This is a genomic window from Pseudomonas sp. CCI4.2 (genome assembly GCF_034350045.1).
Taxonomy (GTDB): Bacteria; Pseudomonadota; Gammaproteobacteria; order Pseudomonadales; family Pseudomonadaceae; genus Aquipseudomonas.
On the sequence record NZ_CP133781.1, the window covers coordinates 1096918 to 1122486 of the forward strand.

22 protein-coding genes are annotated in these 25569 nt (G+C 58.6%); 6 read left to right on the forward strand and 16 right to left on the reverse strand.

The annotated features are described in order from the left end of the window. The first annotated feature begins 63 nt into the window (after window positions 1-63). The 3 genes from RHM65_RS04775 (at window position 64) to RHM65_RS04785 (ending at window position 2245) form a co-directional block, all read left to right on the forward strand. The gene (locus RHM65_RS04775) at window positions 64-636 is read left to right on the forward strand and encodes a chromate transporter (RefSeq protein ID WP_322184409.1); all 573 of its coding nucleotides are present in this window, start codon (window positions 64-66) and stop codon (window positions 634-636) included. A gap of 2 nt (window positions 637-638) precedes the next feature. Further along, window positions 639-1181, forward strand: a complete 543-nt coding sequence (locus RHM65_RS04780; protein WP_322184411.1) for a chromate transporter — start codon at window positions 639-641, stop codon at window positions 1179-1181. Window positions 1182-1324: 143 nt separating this feature from the next. After that, complete coding sequence (locus tag RHM65_RS04785) at window positions 1325-2245, forward strand: LysR substrate-binding domain-containing protein (protein ID WP_322167082.1); 921 nt, start codon at window positions 1325-1327, stop codon at window positions 2243-2245. Between the two features lie 69 nt (window positions 2246-2314). On the opposite strand, the gene madM is transcribed toward RHM65_RS04785, so the two are convergent. The 9 genes from madM to mdcA form a co-directional block, all read right to left on the reverse strand. Further along, window positions 2315-3079, reverse strand: coding sequence for a malonate transporter subunit MadM (gene madM, locus RHM65_RS04790; RefSeq protein WP_322167080.1), 765 nt, complete (start codon window positions 3077-3079; stop codon window positions 2315-2317). 1 nt (window position 3080) lies between these two features. Beyond that, window positions 3081-3512, reverse strand: coding sequence for a malonate transporter subunit MadL (gene madL / locus RHM65_RS04795; protein WP_322167079.1), 432 nt, complete (start codon window positions 3510-3512; stop codon window positions 3081-3083). A gap of 64 nt (window positions 3513-3576) precedes the next feature. Further along, window positions 3577-4512 (reverse strand): malonate decarboxylase subunit epsilon, encoded by a 936-nt coding sequence (gene mdcH, locus RHM65_RS04800; RefSeq protein ID WP_322167078.1) that lies wholly within the window; start codon window positions 4510-4512, stop codon window positions 3577-3579. Next, complete coding sequence (locus RHM65_RS04805) at window positions 4509-5147, reverse strand: malonate decarboxylase holo-ACP synthase (RefSeq protein WP_416194749.1); 639 nt, start codon at window positions 5145-5147, stop codon at window positions 4509-4511. The genes mdcH and RHM65_RS04805 overlap by 4 nt, the downstream gene beginning before the upstream one ends. Then, on the reverse strand, window positions 5141-5944 hold the full coding sequence (mdcE, locus tag RHM65_RS04810) for a biotin-independent malonate decarboxylase subunit gamma (protein ID WP_322167076.1): 804 nt from the start codon (window positions 5942-5944) through the stop codon (window positions 5141-5143). The genes RHM65_RS04805 and mdcE overlap by 7 nt, the downstream gene beginning before the upstream one ends. After that, complete coding sequence (locus RHM65_RS04815) at window positions 5941-6792, reverse strand: biotin-independent malonate decarboxylase subunit beta (RefSeq protein ID WP_322167075.1); 852 nt, start codon at window positions 6790-6792, stop codon at window positions 5941-5943. Before RHM65_RS04815 ends, mdcE begins: the two co-directional genes overlap by 4 nt. Next, the gene (locus RHM65_RS04820) at window positions 6785-7084 is read right to left on the reverse strand and encodes a malonate decarboxylase subunit delta (protein WP_322167074.1); all 300 of its coding nucleotides are present in this window, start codon (window positions 7082-7084) and stop codon (window positions 6785-6787) included. Before RHM65_RS04820 ends, RHM65_RS04815 begins: the two co-directional genes overlap by 8 nt. A gap of 2 nt (window positions 7085-7086) precedes the next feature. After that, window positions 7087-7962, reverse strand: a complete 876-nt coding sequence (locus RHM65_RS04825; RefSeq protein ID WP_322167073.1) for a triphosphoribosyl-dephospho-CoA synthase — start codon at window positions 7960-7962, stop codon at window positions 7087-7089. After that, the gene (gene mdcA / locus RHM65_RS04830) at window positions 7962-9638 is read right to left on the reverse strand and encodes a malonate decarboxylase subunit alpha (protein ID WP_322184414.1); all 1677 of its coding nucleotides are present in this window, start codon (window positions 9636-9638) and stop codon (window positions 7962-7964) included. The genes RHM65_RS04825 and mdcA overlap by 1 nt, the downstream gene beginning before the upstream one ends. Window positions 9639-10320: 682 nt before the next feature. On the opposite strand from mdcA, the gene RHM65_RS04835 reads away from it, so the two are divergent. From RHM65_RS04835 to RHM65_RS04845, 3 genes are read left to right on the forward strand one after another with little or no spacing between them, the layout of a single operon-like run. Then, complete coding sequence (locus tag RHM65_RS04835) at window positions 10321-10659, forward strand: DUF3304 domain-containing protein (RefSeq protein WP_322184416.1); 339 nt, start codon at window positions 10321-10323, stop codon at window positions 10657-10659. Beyond that, a complete protein-coding gene (locus RHM65_RS04840; RefSeq protein WP_322167070.1) occupies window positions 10644-11201 on the forward strand; it encodes a DUF3304 domain-containing protein in 558 nt (185 codons plus the stop codon). The genes RHM65_RS04835 and RHM65_RS04840 overlap by 16 nt, the downstream gene beginning before the upstream one ends. Further along, window positions 11186-13756, forward strand: coding sequence for a DUF2235 domain-containing protein (locus RHM65_RS04845; protein WP_322167069.1), 2571 nt, complete (start codon window positions 11186-11188; stop codon window positions 13754-13756). Before RHM65_RS04840 ends, RHM65_RS04845 begins: the two co-directional genes overlap by 16 nt. 81 nt (window positions 13757-13837) lie before the next feature. On the opposite strand, the gene RHM65_RS04850 is transcribed toward RHM65_RS04845, so the two are convergent. The 7 genes from RHM65_RS04850 to pilG form a co-directional block, all read right to left on the reverse strand. Beyond that, window positions 13838-14980, reverse strand: a complete 1143-nt coding sequence (locus tag RHM65_RS04850) for a Fic family protein (protein ID WP_322167068.1) — start codon at window positions 14978-14980, stop codon at window positions 13838-13840. A gap of 239 nt (window positions 14981-15219) precedes the next feature. After that, complete coding sequence (locus tag RHM65_RS04855; RefSeq protein ID WP_322167067.1) at window positions 15220-15702, reverse strand: chemotaxis protein CheW; 483 nt, start codon at window positions 15700-15702, stop codon at window positions 15220-15222. Then, entirely contained in the window at window positions 15695-21709 is a 6015-nt protein-coding gene (locus RHM65_RS04860; RefSeq protein WP_322167066.1) for an Hpt domain-containing protein, read from the reverse strand. Before RHM65_RS04860 ends, RHM65_RS04855 begins: the two co-directional genes overlap by 8 nt. Window positions 21710-21867: 158 nt before the next feature. Beyond that, the gene (locus RHM65_RS04865; protein WP_322167065.1) at window positions 21868-23910 is read right to left on the reverse strand and encodes a methyl-accepting chemotaxis protein; all 2043 of its coding nucleotides are present in this window, start codon (window positions 23908-23910) and stop codon (window positions 21868-21870) included. 73 nt (window positions 23911-23983) lie between these two features. Beyond that, entirely contained in the window at window positions 23984-24523 is a 540-nt protein-coding gene (locus RHM65_RS04870) for a chemotaxis protein CheW (protein WP_322167064.1), read from the reverse strand. 10 nt (window positions 24524-24533) lie between these two features. Continuing rightward, on the reverse strand, window positions 24534-24899 hold the full coding sequence (pilH, locus tag RHM65_RS04875) for a twitching motility response regulator PilH (RefSeq protein ID WP_299829060.1): 366 nt from the start codon (window positions 24897-24899) through the stop codon (window positions 24534-24536). Between the two features lie 51 nt (window positions 24900-24950). After that, window positions 24951-25361 (reverse strand): twitching motility response regulator PilG, encoded by a 411-nt coding sequence (gene pilG, locus RHM65_RS04880; protein ID WP_322167063.1) that lies wholly within the window; start codon window positions 25359-25361, stop codon window positions 24951-24953. Window positions 25362-25569: the final 208 nt, after the last annotated feature.

Consider the following 25569-nt stretch of genomic DNA (forward strand, 5'->3'; position numbering starts at 1 on the left):
AGTAATTAGCGCCCTAACGTTCACACTGAGCGCGTTTGAGCCTAAGCCTTTTTGAGAATCGCCATGCAATTACCCAACCCTATTCGCCCGACGCTGTGGGAGCTGTTTTTCAACTTTGCCATGGTCGGGCTCTTTGGGTTTGGTGGCGTCATGCCGTGGGCGCGGCAAATGATGGTCGACCGCCGGCAATGGGTCGATGACGCGGAGTTCGCAGAGCTGCTGACCACCGGCCAGTTCTTTCCCGGTCCTAATATTGGCAACATCTGCATCATCTTCGGCAGGCGTCAGCAAGGGTTGGCCGGCGCCCGGGTATCGATTGTCGGCCTCTATCTCTTCCCCACTATCGTCACGATTCTCGCCGGTTTTGCTTACACCAAATGGTGGCACGTGTACGCAGTGCAGCAGGTCTTCGGCGCCGTAATGCCAATCGCCACCGGCCTGATGCTCGGCACCACCCTCAGGTTACTGCAGGGCATGCCGCGCAACATTCATACCCTTTCTGTGTTCGTCATCACCTTCGTCTTCACCGGGTTGTTGGTGTTGCCGCTGTGGACGGTGCTGTTGATCTGCATCCCGCTGTCACTGGCGCTCAGCTACCTCACCCCCGACGGTCGCGCGCATCAGGGCGAGGCTTGACCATGCAAAGTGTGCTGCTGCAACTGGCATTCAACTGCGTGCTCTGGTCATTGATGGCCATTGGCGGCAACAGCGTGGCGATTAGCGATATTCACCGCTACACCGTGATGCAGGCGCATTGGGTCACCGACGCACAATTTGTCGCGTTCTTCGCCATGGCCCAAGCATTGCCGGGGCCCAATGGTATGTTTCTGGTGTTCATCGGCCAAGAAGCGGCGGGCATTTCCGGTGCTTTGACAGTGATGGTGGCCAAGCTGGTGCCGTGTTCGATGATCACCTATTACGGCGCCGCCTGGCTGGAGCGCCAGGCTCATCGGCCGTGGGTGCAGCGGGTGAAGCGTTTGTTATTGCCGGTGACCATCGGCCTGATTCTGGCTGCGTCGTTCGTGTTGATCAAAAGCATGGAGAACGGCTGGGCTCAAATATCACTGACCGTTATCAGCGCCGCGATCATCTATTTTTCCAGGATCAATGCGATTTGGCTGATCCTGATCGGAACCGCGCTGGGTTTAACCAGCGGCTTGTTGAATGCCGATTGGTTCTGATGCTCCACAGCACACACAACTATCTGTAGGAGCCAACGTGTTGGCGAGAGGCCCTAGCGGGTGTACTTGATTAATCGCCTCGCCAACACGTTGGCTCCTACAGTTAATTCAAGCGTTATAGGTTGTTGATAGGAATGCCCGACATGTTGATCGACGAAGAACTGACCCTGAAGAAGCTGGAGATATTTCTGGCCTTCATGCGCACCGGCAACTTGGCGCGGGCAGCCGTTGAGTTGCAGACAAGCAACGTCAGCGTACACCGGGCCATACACTCGCTGGAAAGCGCCTTGCGCTGCCCGCTGTTCAAGCACGAAGGCCGCAATCTGACGCCGTTGGAGAGCGCTTATGTACTGGAAGAGCGTGCGCAAAAACTGATTCAGGACGTGGTCAAAACCGTGGAAGTGACGCGTCAGGCTGCTGGGTTTTCAGCCGCGCGATTCAAGCTCGGGGCGTTGTATTCCCTCACCGTCAAAACCGTTCCGCAACTGATCATGGGTTTGAAGATACGCCGCAGCGAGCTGAACATCGACTTGATTCTCGGCTCAAACATCGATCTGTTCTATAAGCTGAAAAACATGGAAGTGGACGCGATTCTGGTGTCGCTCAACGAAAGCGTCAGCGACCCCGACTGCGAGCAACTGCCGCTGTTCTCCGACGACATCTTCCTCGCGGCCCCCGCGGACTCACCCTTCTCGCACCAAAGCGAAGTCGACCTTAGCGACCTACGCGAAGCCACCTTCCTGACCCTGACCCAAGGCTTCGCCACCCACCAAGACGGGGTTAGGGTGTTTCAACAAGCGGGCTTTGAGCCAAAAGTGGCGATGCAGGTCAACGACATCTTCACCCTGCTGAGCATGGTCAGCTCCGGGGTCGGCTATGCGTTGCTGCCAGGACGAGTAGCGGCGGTGTATGAGAACCGAGTGCGTTTGATCCCACTCCAGAAACGCTATCGCATGCAACAACACATCGGCGTGGTGTTCCTGAAAGCCAAAGAGCGCGACCCAAACTTACTGGCCTTGGTAGCTGAATGCCGAATGTATGCCAATCGGCATTCGCAAGGTTGATGCGGATTTAAACCGCCTCGCCCACGTTGGCTCTGTAGGAGCCAACGTGGGCGAGAGGCCTTTTGCTTTTTAGCCCATGATTCCGCGCACGATGAAGTACAACACCGAAGGCCCTAGCAAGCAGCCCAAGCCGGTGTGGAAGGTCGCGGTCAGTGCGCCGTAGGGCACCAGACGGCGATCCGTGGCGGCGAGACCTGCGGTGACGCCGCTGACGGTGCCTGCAAGGCCACCGAAGACCATCGCCGAGCGTGGGTTGTCGAGACCCATCCAGCGTGCAGCCATCGGGGTAGCAACCATCACCAGAATCGCTTTGATCAAGCCGGTGGCGATGGACAACGCCATCACGGCAGAGCTTGCACCGATGGCGGCGCCAGTGACGGGGCCAACGATGTAGGTCACAGCGCCTGCACCGATGGTGGTCATGCTGATCGCATCACGGTAACCGAACATCCAGGCGATGCTCGCCCCTACGATGAAGGGCAGCGTGGTGCCCAGCAGCAAGGCGATGACGCCAACCAATCCGGCTTTGCGTGCTTCGCTGGCTTGCACTTCGAAGGCAGTGGCGACGATGGCGAAGTCACGCAACATGGCGCCGCCCATCAAACCGATGCCGGAAAACAGACTGATGTCCGCCAGGCCTTTTTCGCCGCCGGTCATTGTGCCGCCGATCCACGCAAGGATTAGCCCGATCACAATGGCAATCGCTGAACCATGAATACGGCCGAACGTCAGACGTTTCGAGATAACGACGGACATCCACATGACGATGCCGACAAACGCGAACGCCGTGACCAGGCCGTATTGGCCGAGGTCTTTTGCCAGTAGTGGCCACATATCAACGTCCCCCTACGGTGGTGACAACAGGTGCAGCCGGCAACATTTCCGGCGGTTCCTCAGCTGGCAGCGGTTCGCCTTTGTTGAATCGGCTGATAAAAGCGATGGCGCAACCACACACCAGCACCGAGGCGACGGCGGCCAAAATGGCAACCGGACCGCCGTGCAAAGCGGCTACTACGTTTTGTTGCGCGGCCATGGCAACCACGACCGGAATGTACATGGCACCCCAAAAACCCACGCCCATCTCGCAGTCTTTGGTCATGCCGCCACCGCGTTTCTGCATCCACAACCGGGCGCAGATCAACAGGATCATGGCGATGCCCACACCGCCGACATTGGATTTGACGCCCAGTAACACGCCCAGCATGTCGCCGAGAATGACCCCTGCCAGGGTGCAGATGGCCAGTAAAGCCACACCGTAAATAATCATTATTTTTATCCTCACATTGCGTTGCTGAAGTTGTTGTTTTTATCCTTCGCAGCAGCTATTTGATCTATGGATTACGGCGTCCCTCCTCTTGCAGCAACGCGCCCAACGTATCCAAGCGGGCCCCTTGAAAGGCGACCGCAGCTCCTGGTTCAAACACTTTTCGGCCCAGCCCCGTTAGCACGGTGCCGGGTGGCAATTCGATTTGCAGGCGCACTCCACGCTCGTAAGCGGTTTGTACGGTGCTGCGCCAGTCGATCACCCGACACATGTTGTAGGTCAGGTCATCGCGTAATTTATCGACGGTCATTACCAACCGCGCGGTGCTGCCACTGAGGTAGCGCACCGTCGGTGCTTGCATCGATACCTTGGCAAACGCGTCTGCCAAGGCCAACGCCGGCTGGTCGAGTAACGCGCAGTGAGACGGCACGCTGACCAGCAAACGTTTTGCGGCGGCTGCACCCTTGGCTTTTGCCAGTTCGGCGACGTGAGCCATTGCCGCATCGCTGCCTGCCACCACCATTTGCGCCTCGGCATTGATATTGGCGAGGTACAGCGGCGTCTCTGCGCAGTGAACCTCGGCGATCAAGGCCTCAACCGTGGTTTGATCGAGACCGAGGATCGCGGTCATGCCGTATCCTGTGGGGTAAGCGTTTTGCATCAGCTCACCGCGCAAGGCGACCAAGCGCAAGGCATCGCCAAACCCCAGCGACCCGGCAATCACTGCTGCGGGGTACGCGCCAATGGACAGCCCCGCCACATAGGTAGGCGCTTCGCTGCGTTCGATCAGCAACCGAGCGCAGGCCACACCCGAGATCAATAAACACAGCTGCACGGCCCGGGTATAGGTCAATGCTTGAGCAGAATCCAACCCCCCTATTTCTTCGCCCAACTCATCGCTGGCCTCAAGCAGGCACTCGCGAATCAGCGCTTCATCCGGCAACTGATGGAGCATCTGCGGGTACTGCGCACCCTGGCCGGGAAATACCATAAAGCTGCTCATGCCGCTTGCTCGATCGACAGCCAGGGGTTGTCGATCAAGCGCGCGCCGTGATCGGTTTTCAACAGCACTTGGTGCGCAGTTCCGGCCCACTCACGCAATGCCACGCCGCCGTTGGGCGTTTGCAACTGCACGTCTATCCGGCAAACAGCGTATTCAAGTTGAGCAACCAACTGCGCCGAATGGTTGCGACTAAACAGCTGCGGCGTGCGCAGAATCAAATCCAGGTCGCTGCCAGCATGCAGCGCTGAAAAACCACTGGCCAGTTCAAAACCGGCGCTGCCGCTGACGCCCCACACCAGGCCTAAATCGTCCATCACCGGCTTGATCTGCTTCAGCGCTTTCAAGGCGGGCCAATCGTGATCACCTTCAAATTCAGCAGCAATCAGTTGTTCCGGCGAAATCTGATGTTGTATATCAACCCGGTTCATCAGCGTGGCATAGCGTTGTTCACGCTGCTGACCGCGCACACCTACCGCGATTTGGTCGGCCGCCACCAATGCCCGACGCACCACCACCGGTTGACCGAGGCCCAAGGCGTCGGCCACCCACAGTGGCGCATCAGCCGGCAACGCGCGCGCAGGCAAACCCCAGAGCAAATCATGGGGCTGCACCGCGCCAAAACGCTTCATTACCACTGCGCCCGCAACAGCTCACGCACCGTGGAAGACGCCGCTCGGTTCTCTGCCCCAAGGCGACTGCTCAAGTCGGTGCCAGTTGCCCGAACATCCTCCACAGCCGCAATCAAGCACGCTCGAACCTGCTCAATGTCTTGCGCAGTGGGCTTTTCGATCTGACTCACAGAGAGGGTTTTCCACAGCAAACCCAAGGTCGCGAAGCTGTCGATGTCATACGCCATGGGTGGCACGCTGGCCGCGAGTTTTTCCAGTTCTTCAACGGTGCGAAGGGTAACTCTGGCGGCAGAGGCTTTGCCCATTGCATGCACCATCACGCCGGGGTCGCGCAGGGCGATTAGGCGATTGGCCTGATAACCGTGCGCCAAAAACGCACCGGACATGGCCTTGCCCACCAACAGCGCAATCACCGGGTGCCCGGCCAACCGCGCACGGGCGTAGCTGTCTGCGGCGCCCGCCAGCGCTTGATGAATGCCCAATGCTTCTTCGCGGCGACCATAAGCTTGACTCGGCACGTCGACGATGGCGATCAAGGTCCGCTTGTGTTCGCTGTGCTGATCCAGCTCGATGGCTTCGTCCACCGCTTTCGCCAGACCCCAGCCTTCCAACAGACCCACTTCACCGTTACGCGCCCGAGGGAACGGATTGTCGGTGTCGGCAACCACCGCTAAAAAGCGCGCCGGCTGTTGACCCAATTCGCCGTCGGCGACTTTCAGCGATGCGGGCAAACCCTGTACTTCAGCGGCGCCGTTGCTCAGGGCCAAAAACCACTGCAAACCCCGCACTGAGAAATCACTCATGACTGTTCTCCCTGGTACAGCGCGCGCACGGTTTGCGGGTCGATTTGCGAGGTGGTGTCCAACTCGGACAGGCGCTGTAAATAGTGTTCGTATTGATTGCTGCGATGTTGCGCGGGCAAGCCCTTGTGCAACAGGGCGGCCACTTGCTGCTGAATGGCTGCCACGTCGTCGATGGCAAATGCATCCACCAGTGCGCTGGCAAAGCGCTGCTCGCCACCGGTCAAGCTCCAGATGAACGGCCGGTTGCGCGAGTCGTATTCTTGAATGCCGGCTTCTTGCTCGATGACCTGCGGACCGTTCAAGCCCAAACGGGCTTCCTGAGTCACCAATAAATAGCTGCACAAGCCTGCGGCGATGGACATGCCGCCGAAGCAACCAACGCTGCCCGCCACCACGCCGATCACCGGTTGGTAGCGGCGCAGATCGACAATCGCGGCATGGATATCAGCAATCGCCGCCAGGCCCAGATTGGCTTCCTGCAAACGCACGCCACCGGTTTCCAGCAACAGCACGGCGGCGGTGGGAATTCCGTTGCGGTTGTCTTCAGCGGCCAGTTCCAAGACACCGGCCATTTTCGCGCCACCGACTTCGCCCATGCTGCCGCCCTGAAACGCGCCTTCAATCGCGGCGACCACCACCGGTAAACCACCGATGGTGCCTTTGGCAATCACTACCCCATCGTCGGCTTGTGGCACGACGCCTTGTTTGGCCAGCCACGGTGACATCATGCGATCGAACGGGCCGAGTAATTCGCGAAAGCTCCCGGCATCCAATACTGCACGGGCGCGCTGGCGAGCATTGAGTTCGACGAAGCTGTGCTGATTGAGCAAGCGTGCGCTGTCAGTCATGGCCGATCTCCTCGAAACCTTGTTCCATGCGCAAGCGCACCACGCCCGGCGTCGCGCCGAAATCATGAATATCGATGCTCATGGCTGGCGGTGTTTGTCCATCAAACATCCGCTCGAACAGGTGCTGCCAACGCGAGGAAGCACCGTTGACCGAGGTCGTCACCTGAATCGACAACTTGCCCGGTTCGCCCGGTTCAAGCATCACTTCCAGATCGCCAGAACCGACACAGCCCACCAACGCACGGCCCAAGGGCGGTTGCCCGGCAGGGAATTCAAAAGAAAGGGTTTCCATGATCAAACATTCCTCGAGTGTTCGCCGAGCCCAGGCTCAAGGCTATCGATAAACAGGCACGCTGCGAGCAGGTCCGCTGCGCCACCGGGCGATGCATTCAGGCTCAACAACTGCGCATCTAATTCGTGCAGGCAACGCCGACCCGCGAGGCTGGCACTGCCGCCCGCATCCAGCACTTTCTGTGCGCCGAGTTGCATGGCCTGAAGACCGGCTTCCCCGGCGCGGTACAGCACGCAGGTATCGCCCAAGGTGGTCATGATTGCCAGCAAGGCGTCGAGTCGGGCGTTTTGCTCGCCTTGCCCTGCGGCACGACTGCGTTGCAGCTGCGGCAAACCAAACTCCAGCACTGCCGGAAAGCCCAACTGCGCCTGTTCCCGAGCACCGTGTGCGCCGTAACGTTGAGCGACTTCAGCGCCGTGGCTGTTTTGGACCGGTGAGTGACGGTCGTCGATCAGGGCCAGGCGCGCCGCTCGCAGACCGATCGCGGCGGGCGTTTGATTCGCCGGCTCTAGCGCGACAGCGACTATCAGCAAGCCCAAGGCCCAAATCGCCCCACGGTGGGTATTCACGCCGTCCGTGGTGCGCATCATCGCCGCTTCGCCGTCGCGACCGATGCGGCCGATGGCTTCCCGCAACGGCTGTCCGACGGCGCCAAACTCCAGCGCCGCTTCGGCCATCTCTTTAAACGCGGGCCACAACGACAAGGCCGAGGCATGCATCAAGCCCAAGTGCAAATCGCTGTGTGCACCGTTGCCGCGACGGTCCACCAGCGCCGGTTTCGGCGACAGGTCGGCTTCATCAATCAATGCGTCAACCGCGAGGTCGGCCAAGCGCTCGGCCAGCGACATGGCGAGCGGTTCTAGCTTAAGTGCGCGCATCACCAGCTCCTGAATTGGGCGGGTGGGTTGTACAAGCCTCCAGACCACGCCACCAAATCGGCAACGCTTTTGGCGGCAAGCAGCTCGCGGCTGGCATCGGTACGGCGGATGCCCAAATCTTCCGGCAGCGCAATCAACCCCTCACGCCGCATCCGCGCCGTGTCTTTGGGGTTATGCCGCATGCCGATGACGGTGACACCGGCAACCGCAGCGATCATGGCCTGACGTTCTTCCAACGAGCGCGCCTTGTACAGGTAAGCGATGCCTTCTTCGGTGAGCAAGTGGGTGACGTCATCGCCGTAAATCATGATCGGCGCCAGGGCCATGCCGCTTTTCTTTGCGACTTCAACCGCGTCCAGGGTTTCAACAAAGGTCGGTTTGCCGCCCTCCTGGAAAGTCTCGACCATTTGCACCACGAGCTTTTTGCCGCGTTCAAGGTACGCCGCCGGACCGTCACCGGTTTGCTGGCGCATGTCCAACCACGCGGGGGTGGCGTGACGACGGCCGTGAGGATCATGGCCCATGTTCGGCGCGCCCCCGAAACCGGCAAGGCGGCCACGGGTGACAGTTGAGGAGTGACCATCGCCATCGACTTGCAACGTCGCGCCGATAAACAAATCCACCGCGTACTGACCGGCCAGCTGGCAAATCATCCGGTTGGAGCGCAGCGAGCCGTCACGACCGGTGAAGAACACGTCCGGGCGTGCAGCGATGTAGTTTTCCATGCCCAGTTCGGTGCCGAAACAATGGATGCTTTCAACCCAGCCGCTTTCGATCGCGGGGATCAAGGTCGGGTGCGGGTTCAGCGTCCAGTTGCGGCAGATCTTGCCTTTCAACCCCAAGGATTCGCCGTAGGTGGGCAGAATCAACTCGATGGCGGCAGTGTTGAAACCGATGCCGTGGTTGAGCGACTGAACGTTATGTTTTTCGTAAATGCCTCGGATCGCCATCATCGCCATCAACACGTGCACGGGCTTGATGTGACGCGGGTCGCGGGTGAACAGCGGTTCGATGTAAAACGGCTGGTCGGCCAACACCACGAAGTCTACCCATGACGCAGGGATGTCGACGCGAGGGAGATCGCTGACATCGTCGACGATCTGATTAACCTGGAAAATCACGATACCGTCGCTAAACGCGGCAGGTTCGACCAATGCGGGGGTGTCTTCGGTGCTGGGCCCGGTGTAGATATTGCCGGCGCGGTCGGCCATGAAACCGGCTGACAGCACGACATTCGGGATGAGATCGACCACTAACCGCGCGTACAGCTCGATGTAGGTGTGAATGGCGCCGATTTCCAGCAGGCCGTCTTCCAGCAACTGGCTGATGCGCAGGCTTTGGGTGCCGGCAAAGGAGAAGTCGAGCTTGCGGGCGATGCCGAGTTCGAAGAGGTCCAAGTGTTCCGAGCGGCCAACGCTGGGCATGATCATGTGCAGATCGTGCAGCTTGGCGGGATCGACTTTGGCCAGCGAGCGAGAGAGAAAATCTGCCTGCTTCTGGTTGTTGCCTTCCAGCACCACGCGGTCGCCGGGTGCAATCAGCGCCTCAAGCGCCGCGACGATGTGTTCAGTCGGCAGTACCACGCCATCTGCGAGAGACCGCACCTGCTCGAGCCGCCGCTGCTTTTCGCTGCGCCGACGCGACCAGCGCGGATCGAGTGTTGTTGTTATTGTCATGCTGGCTCCACGAATTCGCTGTCGTGGGTCACCTTAGAATCGAATGGCCTTGAGCATCAATCAAGCAAAACGCCCAATCGTTACGGTTAGGGTAATGATTGCTTCGACTGTATGGTGAATGCCACGTCCTATACGCCGCGCTGTCGCGCAGCAAACTGGGTTGCACTTGGTGTGGCTTGAGATTGCAGCGTGTCAGGACTGAAGTATTCCCGAATAAATCGGTCCCGCGGATTCTGTAGGAACTGCCGAAGGCTGCGATAAAAATTTTCGGTCGTACCCTTTCGGGTCTAACGAAGTCTCTGTGGGCTTGCTAACGAAAGTGCCAATGCAGGCGACCCACATTTCAGGTCGACATCAGCGGCGCGATTCCGGCCTCTTCGCAGGCAAGCCTGCTCCCACGGTCTACGGCTGCTTGCTATCACCCCTGTCAATTAAATCTTAGAGTCGTAGCGGCTTCGCAGCCTTCGGCATTAGTTGATAAACGCTCTACTGTTTCCAACTGAGCACTAATACATCCCCGCCTTCAACTCAAAAACCGCCGCGTTATCGCAGGCGGTTTTTTTATAACTTACGTTTAGGAAATATCCTAATACGGTCGCGGATGCGTCCTACATACGGCGTGGGTGGACCTGAGCCAGCATGTGAGCCAATGAATTTTGGCCTTACAAAAAGAGGATCGAACATGCCGATCTTTATCATTCAGAACATATTCACCCAGACTGTCACCGACCTGAAAAGGTCGCGCAACCTACAGGTGTTCGCGTTCTCCAGAAAGGAATCCCTTAACCCCCTTTACTCAGACGTTTGGCGCAAAGCTGCAAGAGGGCACCGGTCCAGATACACCCGACATCGGGTAGTCGTGGAGATGGCGCCCTATACAGAGTTGGGGGGTATCGACGGCCACTTTCTACCCTGCGACCAAGTCGCCGTTTCGGCAGTGGCGGCAACGCCCGGTCAAAGCAGTTACCCCTTCAATTACCCATCCAAAATGGAAGTCCCTTCTGTATGTCCAGCACCTTGAATTCAGGTTGGCCTCGCCGTACGCCGGTGCTTTTGGCTGCGGGCGTGCTCGCCTGTCTGGCCCTGCAAGCGTGCAGCCAATCATTACCCGACCGCCTCGGCGCGCCCATTGAGGGTTACAGCCACACCTCGGCGGCCATCAATTACTTCATGGTCAACGGCAATGGCGGTCCGAACATCGGGCCTTACGGCGGGGGTGGCAAGCAGAACTGCTGCGTGACCCTGCCGCGCCAATGGCATCCCGGCCTGACCGTGGTGGTGGAGTGGGAGAAAGATCCAACACCACACGCTTACGGTGATTGGCCCGAGCCACCATTCACTGATGCCTGGCGTGCCCGAATGAAAAAAGAAAAGACCAACAACACCCGCCACCGCGCCGTCGTGGAGGTGGCGCCGTATGAAGTGCTAGGCGTCGTCGACGTCCATTTTTTGCCCTGCGATCAAGTCGCCGTCTCGGCGGTCGCGGCCACGCCTGGCCATGCCAAGTATCCCTTTAGCTACCCATCGAAAATGGAAGAACCTGCCGTATGTCCAGCACCTTGAACCCAGCTTCGCAACGCCCCGCGTCGGCGTCTTTAACACCAACGCCGCCCTTCAAAAAAGAAGGCCTGTTACCTCGCACTCACTTGGACGTCGGGCTCAATTACCGCACGCAAATCCGGCCCAGGATTCTGGCAGGCTATGCCGCTGAAAAAGCCGCCAAAGCAGCAGGTTTCACCTACCCTGGGCCGCCGTGCATTGATGTGCTGGAAATTACCCTGTGTTTCGACGGCACCAATAACCATGAGCCATCGGACAAACTTGCCCTGCCACCCACCACCACCAATGTGGCGCGGCTTTACCATGCCAGCCTCGGCGCTGATCAGGGCGGCGGTCAGAGCCGAGCCAATGAAAATGGGTTTTACGCTTATTACATGCAAGGCGTGGGCACCGAGTTCAAGGAAATCGGCGAATTCACGCCCGACGACAATGGACTAATGATGGCTGCCGGGGGCGAAAACCGGATCAACTGGGGTATTACTCGGCTCTTGGATGCCGTTGGCAGAGCTTGTGGGGATGAACGTTTGCAATCTCCAGACGCTTACGCCTTGGTTAAACAAATGGGCACCTCGGTCACCGAAGACATGCTTGGCGCCTCACTGCTTAAAGATGGATTCATCCGACGCCAGCAAGCCCTGCAAGCACCGTTGATGGCCCTGCAAAAAAAGGTCGACTACGTGCATGCCCGCAAGACCGTCCCGCGCATCATCGGCATGCGCCTGTGGATCTACGGTTTCTCTCGGGGGGCTGCCGAAGCCCGGGCGTTCGCCAACTGGCTGGAGGCGCTGACCAAGGTCGAGGTGGACGGTGAGACCTGTTATTTGTTTGCCGGAATCCCCATCAGCATTGGCTTCATGGGGCTATTCGATACCGTGGCCTCGGTGGGCGTGGCCTACGTGGCCCCGTTTGCCGCCGGGCACATGGGTTGGGCCGATGACTCCATGCGTTTGCCGGATTCGGAGAAGTTTCTGGAGCGCTGCGTGCATTTGGTCGCGGCTCATGAACAGCGCGGCTGCTTTCCACTGGATTCAATTCGACGCAAGGACAATCCTGACGATCCGAACGGCGCGTCAACCTACCGTAAGGGAACGTTCGAATACCTGTACCCCGGCGTCCACTCGGATGTGGGCGGTGGTTATGCACCGGGGGAACAGGGGAAGGCGGTAGCGGGAGGCAAGGATGTGCTGTCGCAGATTCCGCTACACCACATGTATGCCGAAGCGTACGCAGTGGGCGCACCTTTGCAGGCACCGACGGTCGCTCTCAGTACGGAGCAAAGGGAGAAATGGCCTTGGCTGGAAATGGACAGAAAAACCTTCGAAGCCTTCGACGTCTCCGAAACCCTCACCCACCGCTTCAACACCTGGCTCTCTTTCCACAAAACCGGCCCCCTCAAAGAAGCCATGGAAAGCGAACTGGAAATGCTCACTGCGTGGCGGATCAATCGCTATGCCAGTTACAGGTTCAAGCACACCGCCGCTTACCAGCATTTCCAGGGCAAGGATATGACCACGCCGGAGCGCGATGCATTCAAAGCCCTGCACCAACGACAATTCGCCGAAGAAAAAGCCATCTACGAGGGCCAGCCATTACGCGAGTTGTCAGGCACGACGTTGGCGACCCATGAGGAACAGCTGGCGATCAAACTGGCCTATGAGCAACGTATCGGTGCTGAAAAGCCGATGACGTTCAACATGCGCAAAGGCTTCGAACCCAGCCTTGACCAAGCGCAAATAGACAACGCCATGGCCGAGTTTCGCCGTGACTACGTGCCCTCTTTTTGGGGGTTGTCGTGGGACGCCGATACCGTTAGCTTTGCCACCCTCGCCCACGTAACCTTCGGCGGCTGGGTGTACCTGACCAACGAAGAGGACGAAGCCGAGGAGTACATTCGAATGCGCCGAAAGGCCAATATCGTCTTCGACAAGCTCTACGCCGCCGGCAGTTTTGCAATCCTCAGCGATAAAGCGCAGACCCTTACCGATTTTTTCGACGAGCAAGTCCATGACTCCCGCGCCTGGTTCATGAACGCCATCTTGGGCGAGCGCGAGTTATTCACCGATTACTTCCGCTACCGCTGCATTTTCTTCGACAACGAGTCGAGCAAAGCTCTGTCACCTCTGGTGTCCACTGAGAAAGTGATTGGCGTCGCTGTCGCTGTCGCCAGCATCGGCCTGAGCATCAAGCGTCATGACCCCCGTTATCTGGTGGGGTTGTTGGCGCCGTCGTTTGGGATTCCGTTGTTCCGAGGCAAAGTCGGCCTGCCGGGCATCAGCGCCTTCGATACCCTGACCGGCATGGCCCTGCCCATGCTGAGCAACCTCGACAACCTCCGTGCCTTCAGCAAAGACACCGGCGACGTACTGAAGTTGGTTAACGCCTTGCCGATTCCGCCCACCCTCAGCGACGAAACCGCCACCACGCCTGAGCTTAAAACCCTGCTCAAAGCCCACAAAACGGCGAAGGTCGCAAAAATGGCCAAAGACCTGTTCGACAGCCTGCCCGCCGAAGAGAAAACCAGTTGGCTGGACCAAATCAAAGGCGCCGTGGGCGGGTAACCCCCCCCATCTGGAGCCAACTTGTTGGCGAAGGCCTTAACGCGGTGTTTCAGTAACACCGCCTCGCGAACACGTTCGCTCCTACAGACGGCCGTCGATCTCATACCGCGTGCTGCGCCCGCCGCCCGGCAGTTTCTGCAGGCAGCCTTTTTCCACTAGGTCACTGAGGTGCCGGGTGGCGGTGGCCTTGCTGACCTTGGCCACGGCTTGGTATTGGGCGGCGCTGATGCCTGCCTCAAAACCGTTTTTATCTGACAGCACGTCGCCGTCCAGTAGCCGGTTAAGCACTTTGACCTGCTCGACCGATAATCCATGCGCGCGGTGTTGCTGCCAATAACGCGCTTTGGCTAGTACGCGATCTATGCGTTTTATCGCCTGCTCTAGGGTATCCAGCAGCGTTTGCAGGAACCACTCCAGCCACGGGGTGATGTCCATCTCAGCTTTCTGGCTGTCTTCAAGAATTCGGTAATACCCTTGACGCGCAGCAAGGATGCTTGCGGACAGGGCGTAGAAACGGATGGCCTGGTTTTCGCTCTGGGCCAACGCCAAGTCGGTGATCGTGCGGGCCAGGCGGCCATTACCGTCGTCGAACGGGTGCAAGGTCACGAACCAGAAGTGCGCGATGCCTGCTCGCAGGAAAGGATCAAGACTCGTGTCGGACCGGCTGCGGTCGAACCAATTGAGAAAATCGGCGAGCTGAGTGTCCAGCCCCTCTCGCGGTGGGGCCTGGAAATGCACGGTTGGTCGGTCAAGCCTGCCGGAAACCACCTGCATGGGCTCGTCGCCGCGCAAGGCACCGATGCGAATGCCGTGGGCCAAATAGGCGTCTTCAACAGTAAACAGCAGCCGATGCCAATGCAGCAGCCGCTCAAGGGTCAATGGCGAATGATGCTGTTGAGTGGCATCAAGCATCAGTTCGGCCAGACCTTCGCTGCGCTGGCTGACACGTTGATCGCCCGCCAGTCCAAGACGCCGAGCCAAGGATGAACGCACAGACCCTGCGTTCAGTTGCTCCCCTTCGATGGCCGATGAGGTGATGATGTTTTGTAACAGCGCATCCAATTCGGTCTGTGCGCTGGCATCCGCTCCTGCAGCGCCGATCATGCCCAATAATTGGCCCTGGGCCTTGGAACAGGCGCGTAGCAAGGCAGGCAAGCGATCCACTTGCCAAGTGAAATGTGGCCATGCCGGTTGTTGCCAGATCCAATCAGTGAGTGTGCTCATTCGGCGGCCCTGAAGTGCATGAGCCGAATAATAGCCGTATTCGGCTCATTTTGTGAGCCGAATACGGCATTTAATCGGCTCATCCCTATAAGCCAGCACAGACATAGGAGCGCGATACGGTCCCATCGGACTGACTCGTTTTAACTGAAATACCTGAGTCGCTGATTTACAACTGCTGCGCAGCCGATCGCGGGCAAGCGCGCTCTACGACTTAGAAAGGTTATGCATTGTTGGGGGCTCTAAACCAACCCAGCCTCAACCAGCCACTCTTCCAACCCCGCCAAATCCGGAATTTTGGCGATGGTGTCGCCGACTTGCACCGCAGCCAGTTCCAGCGCGGCCAGTTGCACATCGACGTAACTGAGTTGGCTGTCAACTTTACAAGAGCGAGGGATGCCTTGAGTCAGCAGGGCGATGAATTTCAGATCCGCGCGGCCGCCCAAGGCGTTGAGGACGACGATGCGTGCGCGGCCACCGACTCGGGTACGACTGCCGCAGGCGGCTTCGAAACTGAGCAGCGGCAAGGTACGGTTGCGCCATTTGATCGGCCCCAGGTACCAGCTAGGCGCATCGGTCTCGGCTTTGCTGTCCTGATAATCGATCAGCTCTGCCACGGCAACGTTAGGCAACAATAAGCTGCGGTCGCTCAATGGCAGCAGCAGCCCGGTCAAACTGCCGGCATGGCTGCTCAGGTTCCGAGTGGTGAGGGTGGTGCTAGACATGAACTTGGCTCCATTGGGCGATGCTCTCCAGCAGCACTGATTCCTGATACGGCTTGCTCAGGTAATCGTTCACGCCAATGGTCATGGCGTGGTCGCGATGCTTTTGCCCGGAGCGTGAGGTGATCATGATGATCGGCAGCTCTTTGAGGCGTTGATCGGCGCGGATTCGACTGGCAACTTCAAAGCCGTCCATGCGCGGCATTTCGATGTCCAGCAACAGAACGTCAGGCGTGTGTTCTTGCAACAGCGCCATGGCATCGACGCCGTCTTTGGCGGTGAGCACGTTCATGCCATTGCGTTCGAGCAAGCGACTGGTAACTTTGCGCACTGTCACCGAATCATCGACCACCATGACCAGCACCGGACGCGCCTGCTCCATTTCGATGTATTTCGGAGTGCTCAGGCCGGCTGCTTGCTGGGCCAAGAGCCGCAAGTTCAAAGAACGGATGTGTGTGAGCAAATCCAAAATAAACACCACTCGACCGTCGCCCAGGATCGTCGCACCGGAAATGCCCTGCAATCCCGAAAACTGCGCGCCCAGGCTTTTGACCACGATCTCCCGCGAACCGGCCAGTGCATCGACTTGCACCGCGACCCAGTGGTCGTGCACATGCACCAACAGCACTGGCAGCGGCTGAGTCTGACCGAGCAGCTTTGGTGGCAGGCCGTTATTCAACAATTCACCGAGGTAGCGCAACTCATAGCTGCGCTCGGAAAATTGATAGCGCGGCGGGTCTGACTGGTAACAGGCTTCCAGCTCATGAGGCATGACCCGCACGATGCCGCCAACGGTGTTCAACGGCACGGCGTATTGTTCGTCGCCGCACTGAACCATCAGCGCCCGGTTGACCGACACCGTAACCGGAAGCCGAATCTGGAAGCGCGTGCCTTGCCCCGGTTTCGAGTCAATGATCATCGAGCCGCCGAGCTGTTTGACCTCCGCATGAACCACGTCCATGCCCACTCCGCGACCAGAAATCTGGGTGACTTTTTCCGCCGTGGAGAAGCCTGCCTGAAGGATGAATTGCAGCAATTCGTAATCACTCAGCTCGGCGCTTGCATCAATCAGCCCGCGCTTGATGGCCTTGCGCCGCACCGCGTCAAGGTCAACACCGGCACCGTCATCACGCATTTCAATGACGATATCCCCGCCTTCGTGAATCAGGCTCAAACTGATAGTGCCTTCTTCCGGCTTGCCCGCAGCCAGGCGTTCTTCGGCACTTTCCAGGCCGTGATCGACGGCGTTACGGAGCATATGCTCCAGCGGCGCGACCATGCGCTCCAAGACGCTACGGTCCATCTCGCCTTCAGCACTGCCGACATCGAAATTGACCTGCTTATCCAACTCCCCCGCGACCTGGCGCACGATCCGGCGCAAACGCGGTAATAGGCGTTCGAACGGCACCATCCGCGTGCGCATCAAGCCTTCCTGCAACTCGGTATTGACCCGAGCCTGCTGCGACAACAACCGTTGCGCATCCTGGTTGCGGGTGTGGAGGGTTTCTTTGAGGTCCAGCAGGTCGGAGGCCGACTCGAACAAGGCCCGCGACAGCTGCTGCAGCTGGGAATGACGGTCCATTTCCAGCGGGTCGAATTCTTCGTAGCCCAACCGCTCAGCCTGGACCTGTTCGCGACTGAGGATTCGGCCCTGGGTTTCGATGTCCAGACGTCGAAGCTGATCACGCATGCGTTCGATGGTGGTTTCCATCTCGGCCAAGGTGACTTCCACGTCGGTGACTTGCTGCTCGATGCGTCCGCGGAAAATCGAGGTTTCACCCGCCAAATTGACCAGGCTTTCTAACTGCTCGGCGGCGACTTTGACCATTTCTGGCGGCGTCCGCTCGGTTTCGGGCTCCGGCGACGGGGCCACCTGCAACGCCGGTTCGAGGACCGCGCCTGGCTCAACGCGGGCCGAGGCTTCGCTCAATTCGCTGTGGGTGCTGAATCGATGAATACTGTCGATCAATAGCGTCGCACTGGGCAATGGCTCATTCACGCGGACCGCATCTAGCATGTCGGCGAGGAAGTCGTGGCCACTTTGCAACAAACTGATCAGCAGCGGCTGACTGTGCAGCACCCCGGCCGCCAAGCCTTCGTAAAGAAACTCCAGCTCGTGGGCAAGGTCGCCAATTGGGGTGATTTCGACCATCCGCGCACCGCCCTTGAGCGTGTGCAAGTCACGCAGCAGGTTTTCCACTTCCAGGGTATTGGTCGGATCGTCTTGCCAGCGGGCTAACGCGCTGCCAGAGCTTTCAATGATGTCGAAGCCTTCTTCGAGAAAGATCTCCAGCAATTCAGGATCGCTTTCGTGAAGGGTTTCCACCGCTGATTTAGCGGGTTTCGTCTCGGGTTCCAGGCTCTGTACGACGATGTTGTCCTGCCGAAACGCACGAATGGACTCGATCAGCCGGGCCGGGCACGTCAGAGGTTGATGGGCCTGCAATTGTTCCAGCAACACGGCAAGCAGGTCGTGGCTTCTCTGGAGCAGGCTGGCCATCTCTGGCGAGTAGCTGAAACGGCGGTCGATCAACCCTTCATACAACGTCTCCAGCTCATGGCCTAAATCGCCTACCGGTTGGATTTCGGCCATGCGCGCGCCACCCTTCAGGGTGTGCAAATCGCGCTGCAGCGACGACAACGGCATCGGGTTTTCAGGGTCATCCAACCAGCGCCGCAGGGCATGCCCGGCACTGTCGAGGATATCCACGGCTTCTTCGAGAAAGATTTCCACAATCTCATCGTCGATGCCGCTTTGGGTTGCGACTGGCTCATCTGCCAAGCTTTCAGCCGACACTTGAGTCGCGAGGCGCTCGGTGGCGGCATTCAATTCGGTAATGCTTAACGCTCGGCTACTGCCATCACTTTTGATTACGCCCATGGCGCTCGGGTCAAGGGCTTGGTCGAGCAGCTCACGCAGGGCCTGAATGTGTTCAGGCCGGGCATGGACCTCTTGGCCCGCTGCTACTTGATCGAGCATATCGATCAGAGCTTCGTGGCCACTCGCTGCGGCTTCAAAGAACCGCTCACTGACTGCCAGGCTGCTCTCTTCCACGGCGCCATAGAGGTCGAGCAATGCTTCGCACAACTCATCCACCTGGGGTAAGTCGGCCAAGTGCGCGCCGTGGCCGAGGGTGGTCAACTCATCGAGCAACGCGCTGAGTTCCTGGCGCTCGCCAGGGTGTTCGCGCCAGCGCTGCAACAAGCTTTCGGCGTCGAGCAGGATGTCCATGCCCTGCGCCAGAAACGAGGCGATCAACTGCGGATTCCGCTTCAATCGCAGGCCGCTGTTGGGCGCGCTGAGTGCTGTTTTCAGTCGCTGTTGCAACAGTTCAAGGACATCCGCGATGTAGTGTTCGGCGCCTGGAATAGTGGCCAGCGGTTCGCTGCCGAGCTGCATCAACCCTTGGTTGAACAGCGGTTCGGCTGCGCGCAGCAGTTGAATTTCCGCAGCGCCGAGGGGAATCAAGTTCGCCTTGAACTCGCGCACTAACTGGTCCAGCGGGCTCGCCAGTTCGGCGATGGGCACCACGCCGGCCATGTAAGCACTGCCCTTTAACGTATGCAGCGCGCGTTGCAGGGCATCGCTGATGACGGGCGTTTCGGTGGCGGTGGCGCGCCGGAGGAATGAATCGAGGGTGTCGAGATGGCTGCGTGCTTCTTGACGGAAAATCTCCAGCAATTGGGGGTCCAGCGTTTCTGAAACACCGTCCTCTGTGCCGGGCGTCTCAACGGGGAGTTCCATTACCCGCTCCCGCTTGGCCATCGCGTGGGCACGCGCGGCCAACAGGTCCACATCGTCGCGTTGGCGCTGAACGTTGTCGGCGAACTCCCGAATTATCGCGGGCAATAACACCAATACATCACTGAGCAGGCCCTGAACGTCCTGATCCGGCTGGACACTGTGTTCCACCACCCGGTTGAGCAGGTTTTCCACCGACCAGGCCAGCTCACCGAGGATCAGTGCGCGGACCATGCGCCCGCTGCCCTTGAGGGTGTGAAACGCTCGCCGCACTTCGGTGAGCGCGGCGGTGTCAGCAGTGTCCTTGAACCACTGCGGCAAATGCGCGTGCAGCGCCGCGAGCATTTCGTCGGTCTCTTCGAGAAACACCTCGAGCAGCTCGTCATCTACCCGCTCTTCATCGGCGGGGGGCGGCAGCAGGCTGGTGGGCACATGCTGCGCGGGCGGGTTGACCGCCAAGACCGGACTGGCAAGCACTTCAGCCAAGGTGAGGGTGGAGCTGACCAGCGCTTGTCGAGCATTCATTTCCAGCAACTCATCCTGAGTGATGACTTCTTCAAGCAGCGGTACGTCCATCGCTGCGTTAGGGATCGGCGAATAACCCAGTTGGGTCAGGCTTAGTTGCGCCATATCCAATACCTGTTCGCCGGGCGCTTCGTGATCCTCACCCAAGCGCTCCAGATAATATTCGATGCTGGTGAGGGCGTCGGCCAAGCCATCAAGCTGTGGCCAGGTCGGCGGCGAGGTGTCCATCAGCAAGTGCGACTGGATGTAATCGTTGCAGGCAGCAAGCAAGCTGGCGGCCCTCGCCAGCGGAATCATCGCCAACGCCCCACGCACTTGCACCAACAGCCCGGGCAATGCTTGCAAGCGATCGCGATCCCACGACCCGTCGATGTAATCGATGATCATGTCCTTAGCTTGCTGCAAACCAACCCGTGCTTCTTTGATCACCAGTTGATGGATTTGGGTCAAGTCAGTCGTGGGCAGATGGCTTTCCTCGTGGCTCGCCTGTTCCACGGGACCGACCATGCCGGCCAAGGTCGCTTCGACATATAGCAACGCACCGGCTACATCCATCAGCGCCGAATCGTCGGCTTCGCTTTGACCCTGGGCCAAGCGTTGGACCACCGCTAACTGATCGATGATGACCTTGCGCGGCTGGCCGAAACCGAGCACCGCCAAGGTATCGGCAATCTGACGCAACGGCGGCAACAGGCTGCTGAGTTCGCCGACGTGTTTGCGGTCGCTACGCACGAAGCCATCAAGGCGTTCTTTGACCCGCACCAGCTCTTCGCATAAGGCGACCACCACCGAACGCATGGCATCACGATCCGGGCCGGCAAGCCGCGCCCGCTCCTCATCGACCATGGCCGCGTCGGGCAGCGCTTCGTCCAGTCCGTATTGCTCTTTGAGCACCAACATCTGCGGCGCCTGGCTGTCCGATTTAGCGATGTAAAACAGCAAGCTCTTGAGCAATTCATCGGGCGCGGGCTGATTGATGCCGCTGATGCCCTGCTCCAGCAACCGCTTGAGTTCTTTGTCGGACTCCTTAAGCAATCCGCGCAATGCCGGGCTGTTCGTGAAGTGGCCGTCGGCCATGGTCTCGACCAGCGCCGAGGCGATTTGCCATAACGGCCCGAGCGGTGCGTTTTCACACAGCGCTTCCAGGCGCGCAAAGACTTTGGCCATGTAACCAAGGTTGGTCTGCACTTCCTGCTCACGCAGCAAACCGACCAACGCGGTTTGCAGCATTTGCCGCAATTTGCGCAGTAAAGCCATCAAGTCGGGGCTGTCTAGCGCCGCCAGGGCCGTGGCATCCAGCTCGGGAACGGCCAGTAGTTGCGGCGTGAACAGGCTGGTTTCCGACAACAGGCTTTCGCCTCGGGCGCTGCGCAGGTCGTTCAGCAGCGGCAACACCAGCAACGGCAAATCGCGCCGCGCAGAGTGGATGCGGTCCAGGTAAAGCGGTAACTGGGTTATCGCTTGCAACAGCAATTGCACGGCTTCGGTTTGCTGCGCAGCGCGACCTTGCTGCAGCGCCATCGCCAATTGTTCGATTTCTTCGGCGAGCAGAGCGGCACCGTAGAACTCGATCATTTGGAGGCTGCCGTGCACCTGATGCACATAGCTCAGGCAGTCGAGCATGGCAGTTGGCGCGTGGGGATTAGCTACAAACGCTTCCAAGGCCTGACGGGCCAGTTTCAGCGTTTCGGCAATTTCGCCTTTGACCCACTCCAGGGCCACATAGTCGTGCCGATCAGCCATGACAACTCCAGTCTTTGCTCGAACGCTTCATCTTGGGTTCACCGCAATCCCTGTGGGAGCGAATTCATTCGCGAAAGCGTGGGTACGTTCAATATCGTGATCGCCTGCTGCACCGTATTCGCGAAAAAATTCGCTCCACAGGGGTTACGGCTTCAATCTCAACCGACCTCGCTTGACGGCGGCAAGGTAAACCCTGATACCGAGCGGCGCATCTCGCTGGCCATTTTCGCCAGGTTACCGATGCTCTCGGCCGTGGCGGCGGTGCCGGACGTGGTTTGGGTGGTGGTCTGTTGAATCACCGCCATGGTCTGGGAAATCTGCCCCGCCGACGACGCTTGGTGCTTTGCCGCGTTGGTGATGCTTTCGATCAACGCCGCGAGGGTTTTCGATACGCCTTCAATTTCTTCGAGGGCCACCCCGGCATCCTGCGCCAGTCGAGCACCGCGCACCACTTCACTGGTGGTTTGCTCCATGGAAATAACCGCTTCATTGGTGTCGTTCTGAATCGCCCTGACCAGGGTTTCAATCTGCTTGGTGGCCGACGATGAGCGCTCGGCCAACCGTTGCACCTCGTCCGCCACCACGGCAAACCCACGCCCGGCATCACCGGCCATGGACGCCTGAATGGCCGCATTTAACGCCAAAATATTGGTTTGGTCGGCAATGTCATCAATCAGGCTGACAATATCGCCAATCTCCTGCGAAGACTCGCCCAAACGCTTGATTCGCTTCGACGTGTCCTGAATCTGTTCGCGAATATTGTCCATCCCGGTAATGGTGTTGTGCACCACCTCGTTACCTTTGTTGGCGATGGTCACCGAACGCTCAGCCACCGCCGAAGATTCCGACGCATTGGCCGACACTTCGTCGATGGACAGTGCAATGTTGTTGATCGCGGTGGAGGCGGCAGCAATTTGCAGCGCCTGATGCTCGGACGCAGCAGCCAACTGCATGGCAGTGGTTTGCGTATCCTCAACCGCGGAAGCCACTTGCTCAGCGGTTAAATTGATCGTCCCCACCAAGTCCCGCAACTGGTCGATGGAATAGTTGATGGAGTCGGCGATGGCACCGGTGAAGTCTTCGGTCACCGAGGCCGCGACGCGCAGGTCTCCGTCGGCAAGGTTTTCGATTTCATCCAGCAGACGCATGATTGCCGTCTGATTGCGCTCATTCTTCTCGGCAGTTTCCCGCAGCTGACGGTTGGTTTCACGCACCATCACGATGCCAATCAAGATGATCGACATCAGCGCCAGCAAGCCCAGCACATAACCGACAATGCTGTGCATCGCACGGCCGCTGGCCAGGTGCTCAAAGCCGTTGGCCAATACCGACGCCTCTTCCAGCAGGGTTTGTGAGGTGGTGAAAATATTGCCGGCCGACTCTCGAACCTGAAACAGTTCGGGTGACGTTTCAAGGATTTCATCCACGGAACCGGAGACAAACTGGAACAGCTCGGCAATTTCACTCAAGCGGGCGCGAGCGTCATGGTCCTGAACCTGGGCGATTTTCATCGTCGCATTGCCTTCCAGCATACCGTTCAGCACGCGGCCAAACAGGCTGGCATCGCGACCAAACGCATCGGCGGCCTGCACCGCCGCGTCGTCGCCAGACAGCACGGTATTGACCGAGCCTAGAATCCGCTCAGCCAACAACGATTGACGCTGGGCGACCACCACTTGAGTGGCGGGCGCATGATTTTGCAGAAGGCTGTCGACGACTTTTTCGTACTCGACCTGCAACTGCGGAATGGTTTCGGCCAGGGTGGCCGCGACCTGGTGCAGCGACAGCACCGTCTGTTCGCTGGCAATGATCACGTCGGTACTTTTGCGCAGGGATTCCCAGTCCCGTTGCACGGACTGCATTTCGTCTTTGACATCGCGGGGTGCAGGGGGCAGACCGGTGGCCTTGTCACCTTTTTTCAACACCATCCAACGTTGATCAAAGTCATTACGCGCATCGGCCAGTAGCTTGAACGCTGGGGCCTTGCCGGCTGCCGCTTCGCTCGCGTTTTTGGCGATCCGCTGGGACAGCACGCGTAATTCACCCGCGTGGCCGATGTACTGCTTATCGTAATTCGACTGAGTGTTGAGGTAGGCGAAGTTAGCGAACAGCAACATGATGAAAATGATCAGGGCGACAAACAGCACAACGATCTGCGACCGACTGCGCATTCCTTCCAATGACCTACCTGTCTTGCTCATTTTTCAGGCCCCGCCTGGACCAACTGCATGTGTACGTCCCTGGAATTAAGAGCCTGGCGAGGCCCTCCCGAATTTACAGCGCTATATCCATAAAACCTGGCGATTGGGCCAGCGCACGCGGACTGAAAACCAGCCAGGCTTGTTCGCGCAAAAACTGCCCTCGAATAAACGGAGCAACATCGGCATCGAACGCCACCAGCGCCTCAGGCATCAGGCTGCGCTGATTGAAGTGCTGCATTCCCAGCACCTCATCCACCAATAAACCAACAAACACTTCCTGGTGCTCGATCACCAACACTCGCCGCTCTTTACGCAACGGCGAGAGGTCCTGACCGAAAAAAGCACATAAATCCATAATCGGTAGCAAGCGCCCACGCAAATTGGCGACGCCCTTGACCCAGGGCTTCACCCCAGGCAATACGGCATAACGCGGCTCGTGCAGGATTTCGCCGATTTCACCCATGGGCGCTACATAACAGTGCTCGCCCATCCGAAAGCCGATCCCGGTCCAATCTTGCTGGCGGGTGTCCTGCAAGGGCAGGCCCGCAGCCAGCGAGCGACAACGCTGATCGATTTCTAGCAGCAACTGAAAGGCCGTTTTCGTCGCAGGCATGACGAGACCGTCAGCCTGCCAACACTGAGTTGAGGGTTTTAATCAGGGTTTCTTCGTCTACCGGTTTGGTCAAATAATCACGAGCGCCTTGACGGGTGCCCCAGACCTTATCGGTTTCTTGATCTTTGGTGGTGATGATGATCACCGGAATCGAGGCCGTATCGGGGTCTTTGGTCAACTGGCGTGTAGCCTGAAACCCGTTGAGGCCGGGCATCACGATGTCCATCAAGACCGCATCGGGCTTTTCCTGGCGCGCCAGAGCAACGCCATCAGCGCCATTTTCGGCTTTCAGGACCTGGTGACCGTGCTTTTCCAGCATGCCGGTGAGCTTGTACATTTCAGTCGGCGAATCGTCGACGATCAGAACTCGAGCCATGGTGTTCCCCAAATGCAATGGATGCCCGCGACCGGTCAAGGTCACAGCGCATCAAGATACTTGTTGTTCTACTGCAACGAATTCAGGCACATGGGCCTTGATCGCATTCAGCAGTTCTTCCTTGCTAAAAGGCTTGGTCAGAAACTGGTCGGAACCGACGATCCGGCCCTTGGCCTTGTCGAACAGGCCATCCTTGGAGGACAGCATAATCACCGGCGTCGACTTGAACGCACGGTTATTCTTGATCAACGCGCAGGTCTGATAGCCATCCAGACGCGGCATCATGATGTCGACGAAAATAATTCTGGGGTGGTTATCCGCGATCTTCGCTAGTGCATCAAACCCGTCGATTGCAGTGATGACTTCGCAACCGACGTTTTTCAACAGCGTCTCAGCGGTTCGGCGAATCGTCTTCGAATCGTCGATAACCATCACTTTCAAAGCTGTGGAATGTTGTTCCATGTGCGCTCTACCATCGCCGCGGCGAATCATTTACTGCAATGTGCCCGGCGTCATCGGGTCATTATCTGCCGCCAAACCCCGCGTCAGCGGGGTCCAAGCTCAAGTGCCGAGCCTTTTTAGCACACTCTCCAGACGCAATCCATAACGCCCGCTGTCACGCGCGTTCCCCTTGACCCGGCGCATGCACGGCGCCACCCTGACGCCTATT

Bases quoted from the DNA above. Each gene is read 5' to 3' on its own strand.
- RHM65_RS04775 (WP_322184409.1), top strand. From the start codon at position 64: ATGCAATTACCCAACCCTATTCGCCCGACGCTGTGGGAGCTGTTTTTC.
- RHM65_RS04780 (WP_322184411.1), top strand. From the start codon at position 639: ATGCAAAGTGTGCTGCTGCAACTGGCATTCAACTGCGTGCTCTGGTCA.
- RHM65_RS04785 (WP_322167082.1), top strand. From the start codon at position 1,325: ATGTTGATCGACGAAGAACTGACCCTGAAGAAGCTGGAGATATTTCTG.
- madM (WP_322167080.1), bottom strand. From the start codon at position 3,079: ATGTGGCCACTACTGGCAAAAGACCTCGGCCAATACGGCCTGGTCACG.
- madL (WP_322167079.1), bottom strand. From the start codon at position 3,512: ATGATTATTTACGGTGTGGCTTTACTGGCCATCTGCACCCTGGCAGGG.
- mdcH (WP_322167078.1), bottom strand. From the start codon at position 4,512: ATGAGCAGCTTTATGGTATTTCCCGGCCAGGGTGCGCAGTACCCGCAG.
- mdcE (WP_322167076.1), bottom strand. From the start codon at position 5,944: ATGAGTGATTTCTCAGTGCGGGGTTTGCAGTGGTTTTTGGCCCTGAGC.
- RHM65_RS04815 (WP_322167075.1), bottom strand. From the start codon at position 6,792: ATGACTGACAGCGCACGCTTGCTCAATCAGCACAGCTTCGTCGAACTC.
- RHM65_RS04820 (WP_322167074.1), bottom strand. From the start codon at position 7,084: ATGGAAACCCTTTCTTTTGAATTCCCTGCCGGGCAACCGCCCTTGGGC.
- RHM65_RS04825 (WP_322167073.1), bottom strand. From the start codon at position 7,962: ATGCGCGCACTTAAGCTAGAACCGCTCGCCATGTCGCTGGCCGAGCGC.
- mdcA (WP_322184414.1), bottom strand. From the start codon at position 9,638: ATGACAATAACAACAACACTCGATCCGCGCTGGTCGCGTCGGCGCAGC.
- RHM65_RS04835 (WP_322184416.1), top strand. From the start codon at position 10,321: ATGCCGATCTTTATCATTCAGAACATATTCACCCAGACTGTCACCGAC.
- RHM65_RS04840 (WP_322167070.1), top strand. From the start codon at position 10,644: ATGTCCAGCACCTTGAATTCAGGTTGGCCTCGCCGTACGCCGGTGCTT.
- RHM65_RS04845 (WP_322167069.1), top strand. From the start codon at position 11,186: ATGTCCAGCACCTTGAACCCAGCTTCGCAACGCCCCGCGTCGGCGTCT.
- RHM65_RS04850 (WP_322167068.1), bottom strand. From the start codon at position 14,980: ATGAGCACACTCACTGATTGGATCTGGCAACAACCGGCATGGCCACAT.
- RHM65_RS04855 (WP_322167067.1), bottom strand. From the start codon at position 15,702: ATGTCTAGCACCACCCTCACCACTCGGAACCTGAGCAGCCATGCCGGC.
- RHM65_RS04860 (WP_322167066.1), bottom strand. From the start codon at position 21,709: ATGGCTGATCGGCACGACTATGTGGCCCTGGAGTGGGTCAAAGGCGAA.
- RHM65_RS04865 (WP_322167065.1), bottom strand. From the start codon at position 23,910: ATGAGCAAGACAGGTAGGTCATTGGAAGGAATGCGCAGTCGGTCGCAG.
- RHM65_RS04870 (WP_322167064.1), bottom strand. From the start codon at position 24,523: ATGCCTGCGACGAAAACGGCCTTTCAGTTGCTGCTAGAAATCGATCAG.
- pilH (WP_299829060.1), bottom strand. From the start codon at position 24,899: ATGGCTCGAGTTCTGATCGTCGACGATTCGCCGACTGAAATGTACAAG.
- pilG (WP_322167063.1), bottom strand. From the start codon at position 25,361: ATGGAACAACATTCCACAGCTTTGAAAGTGATGGTTATCGACGATTCG.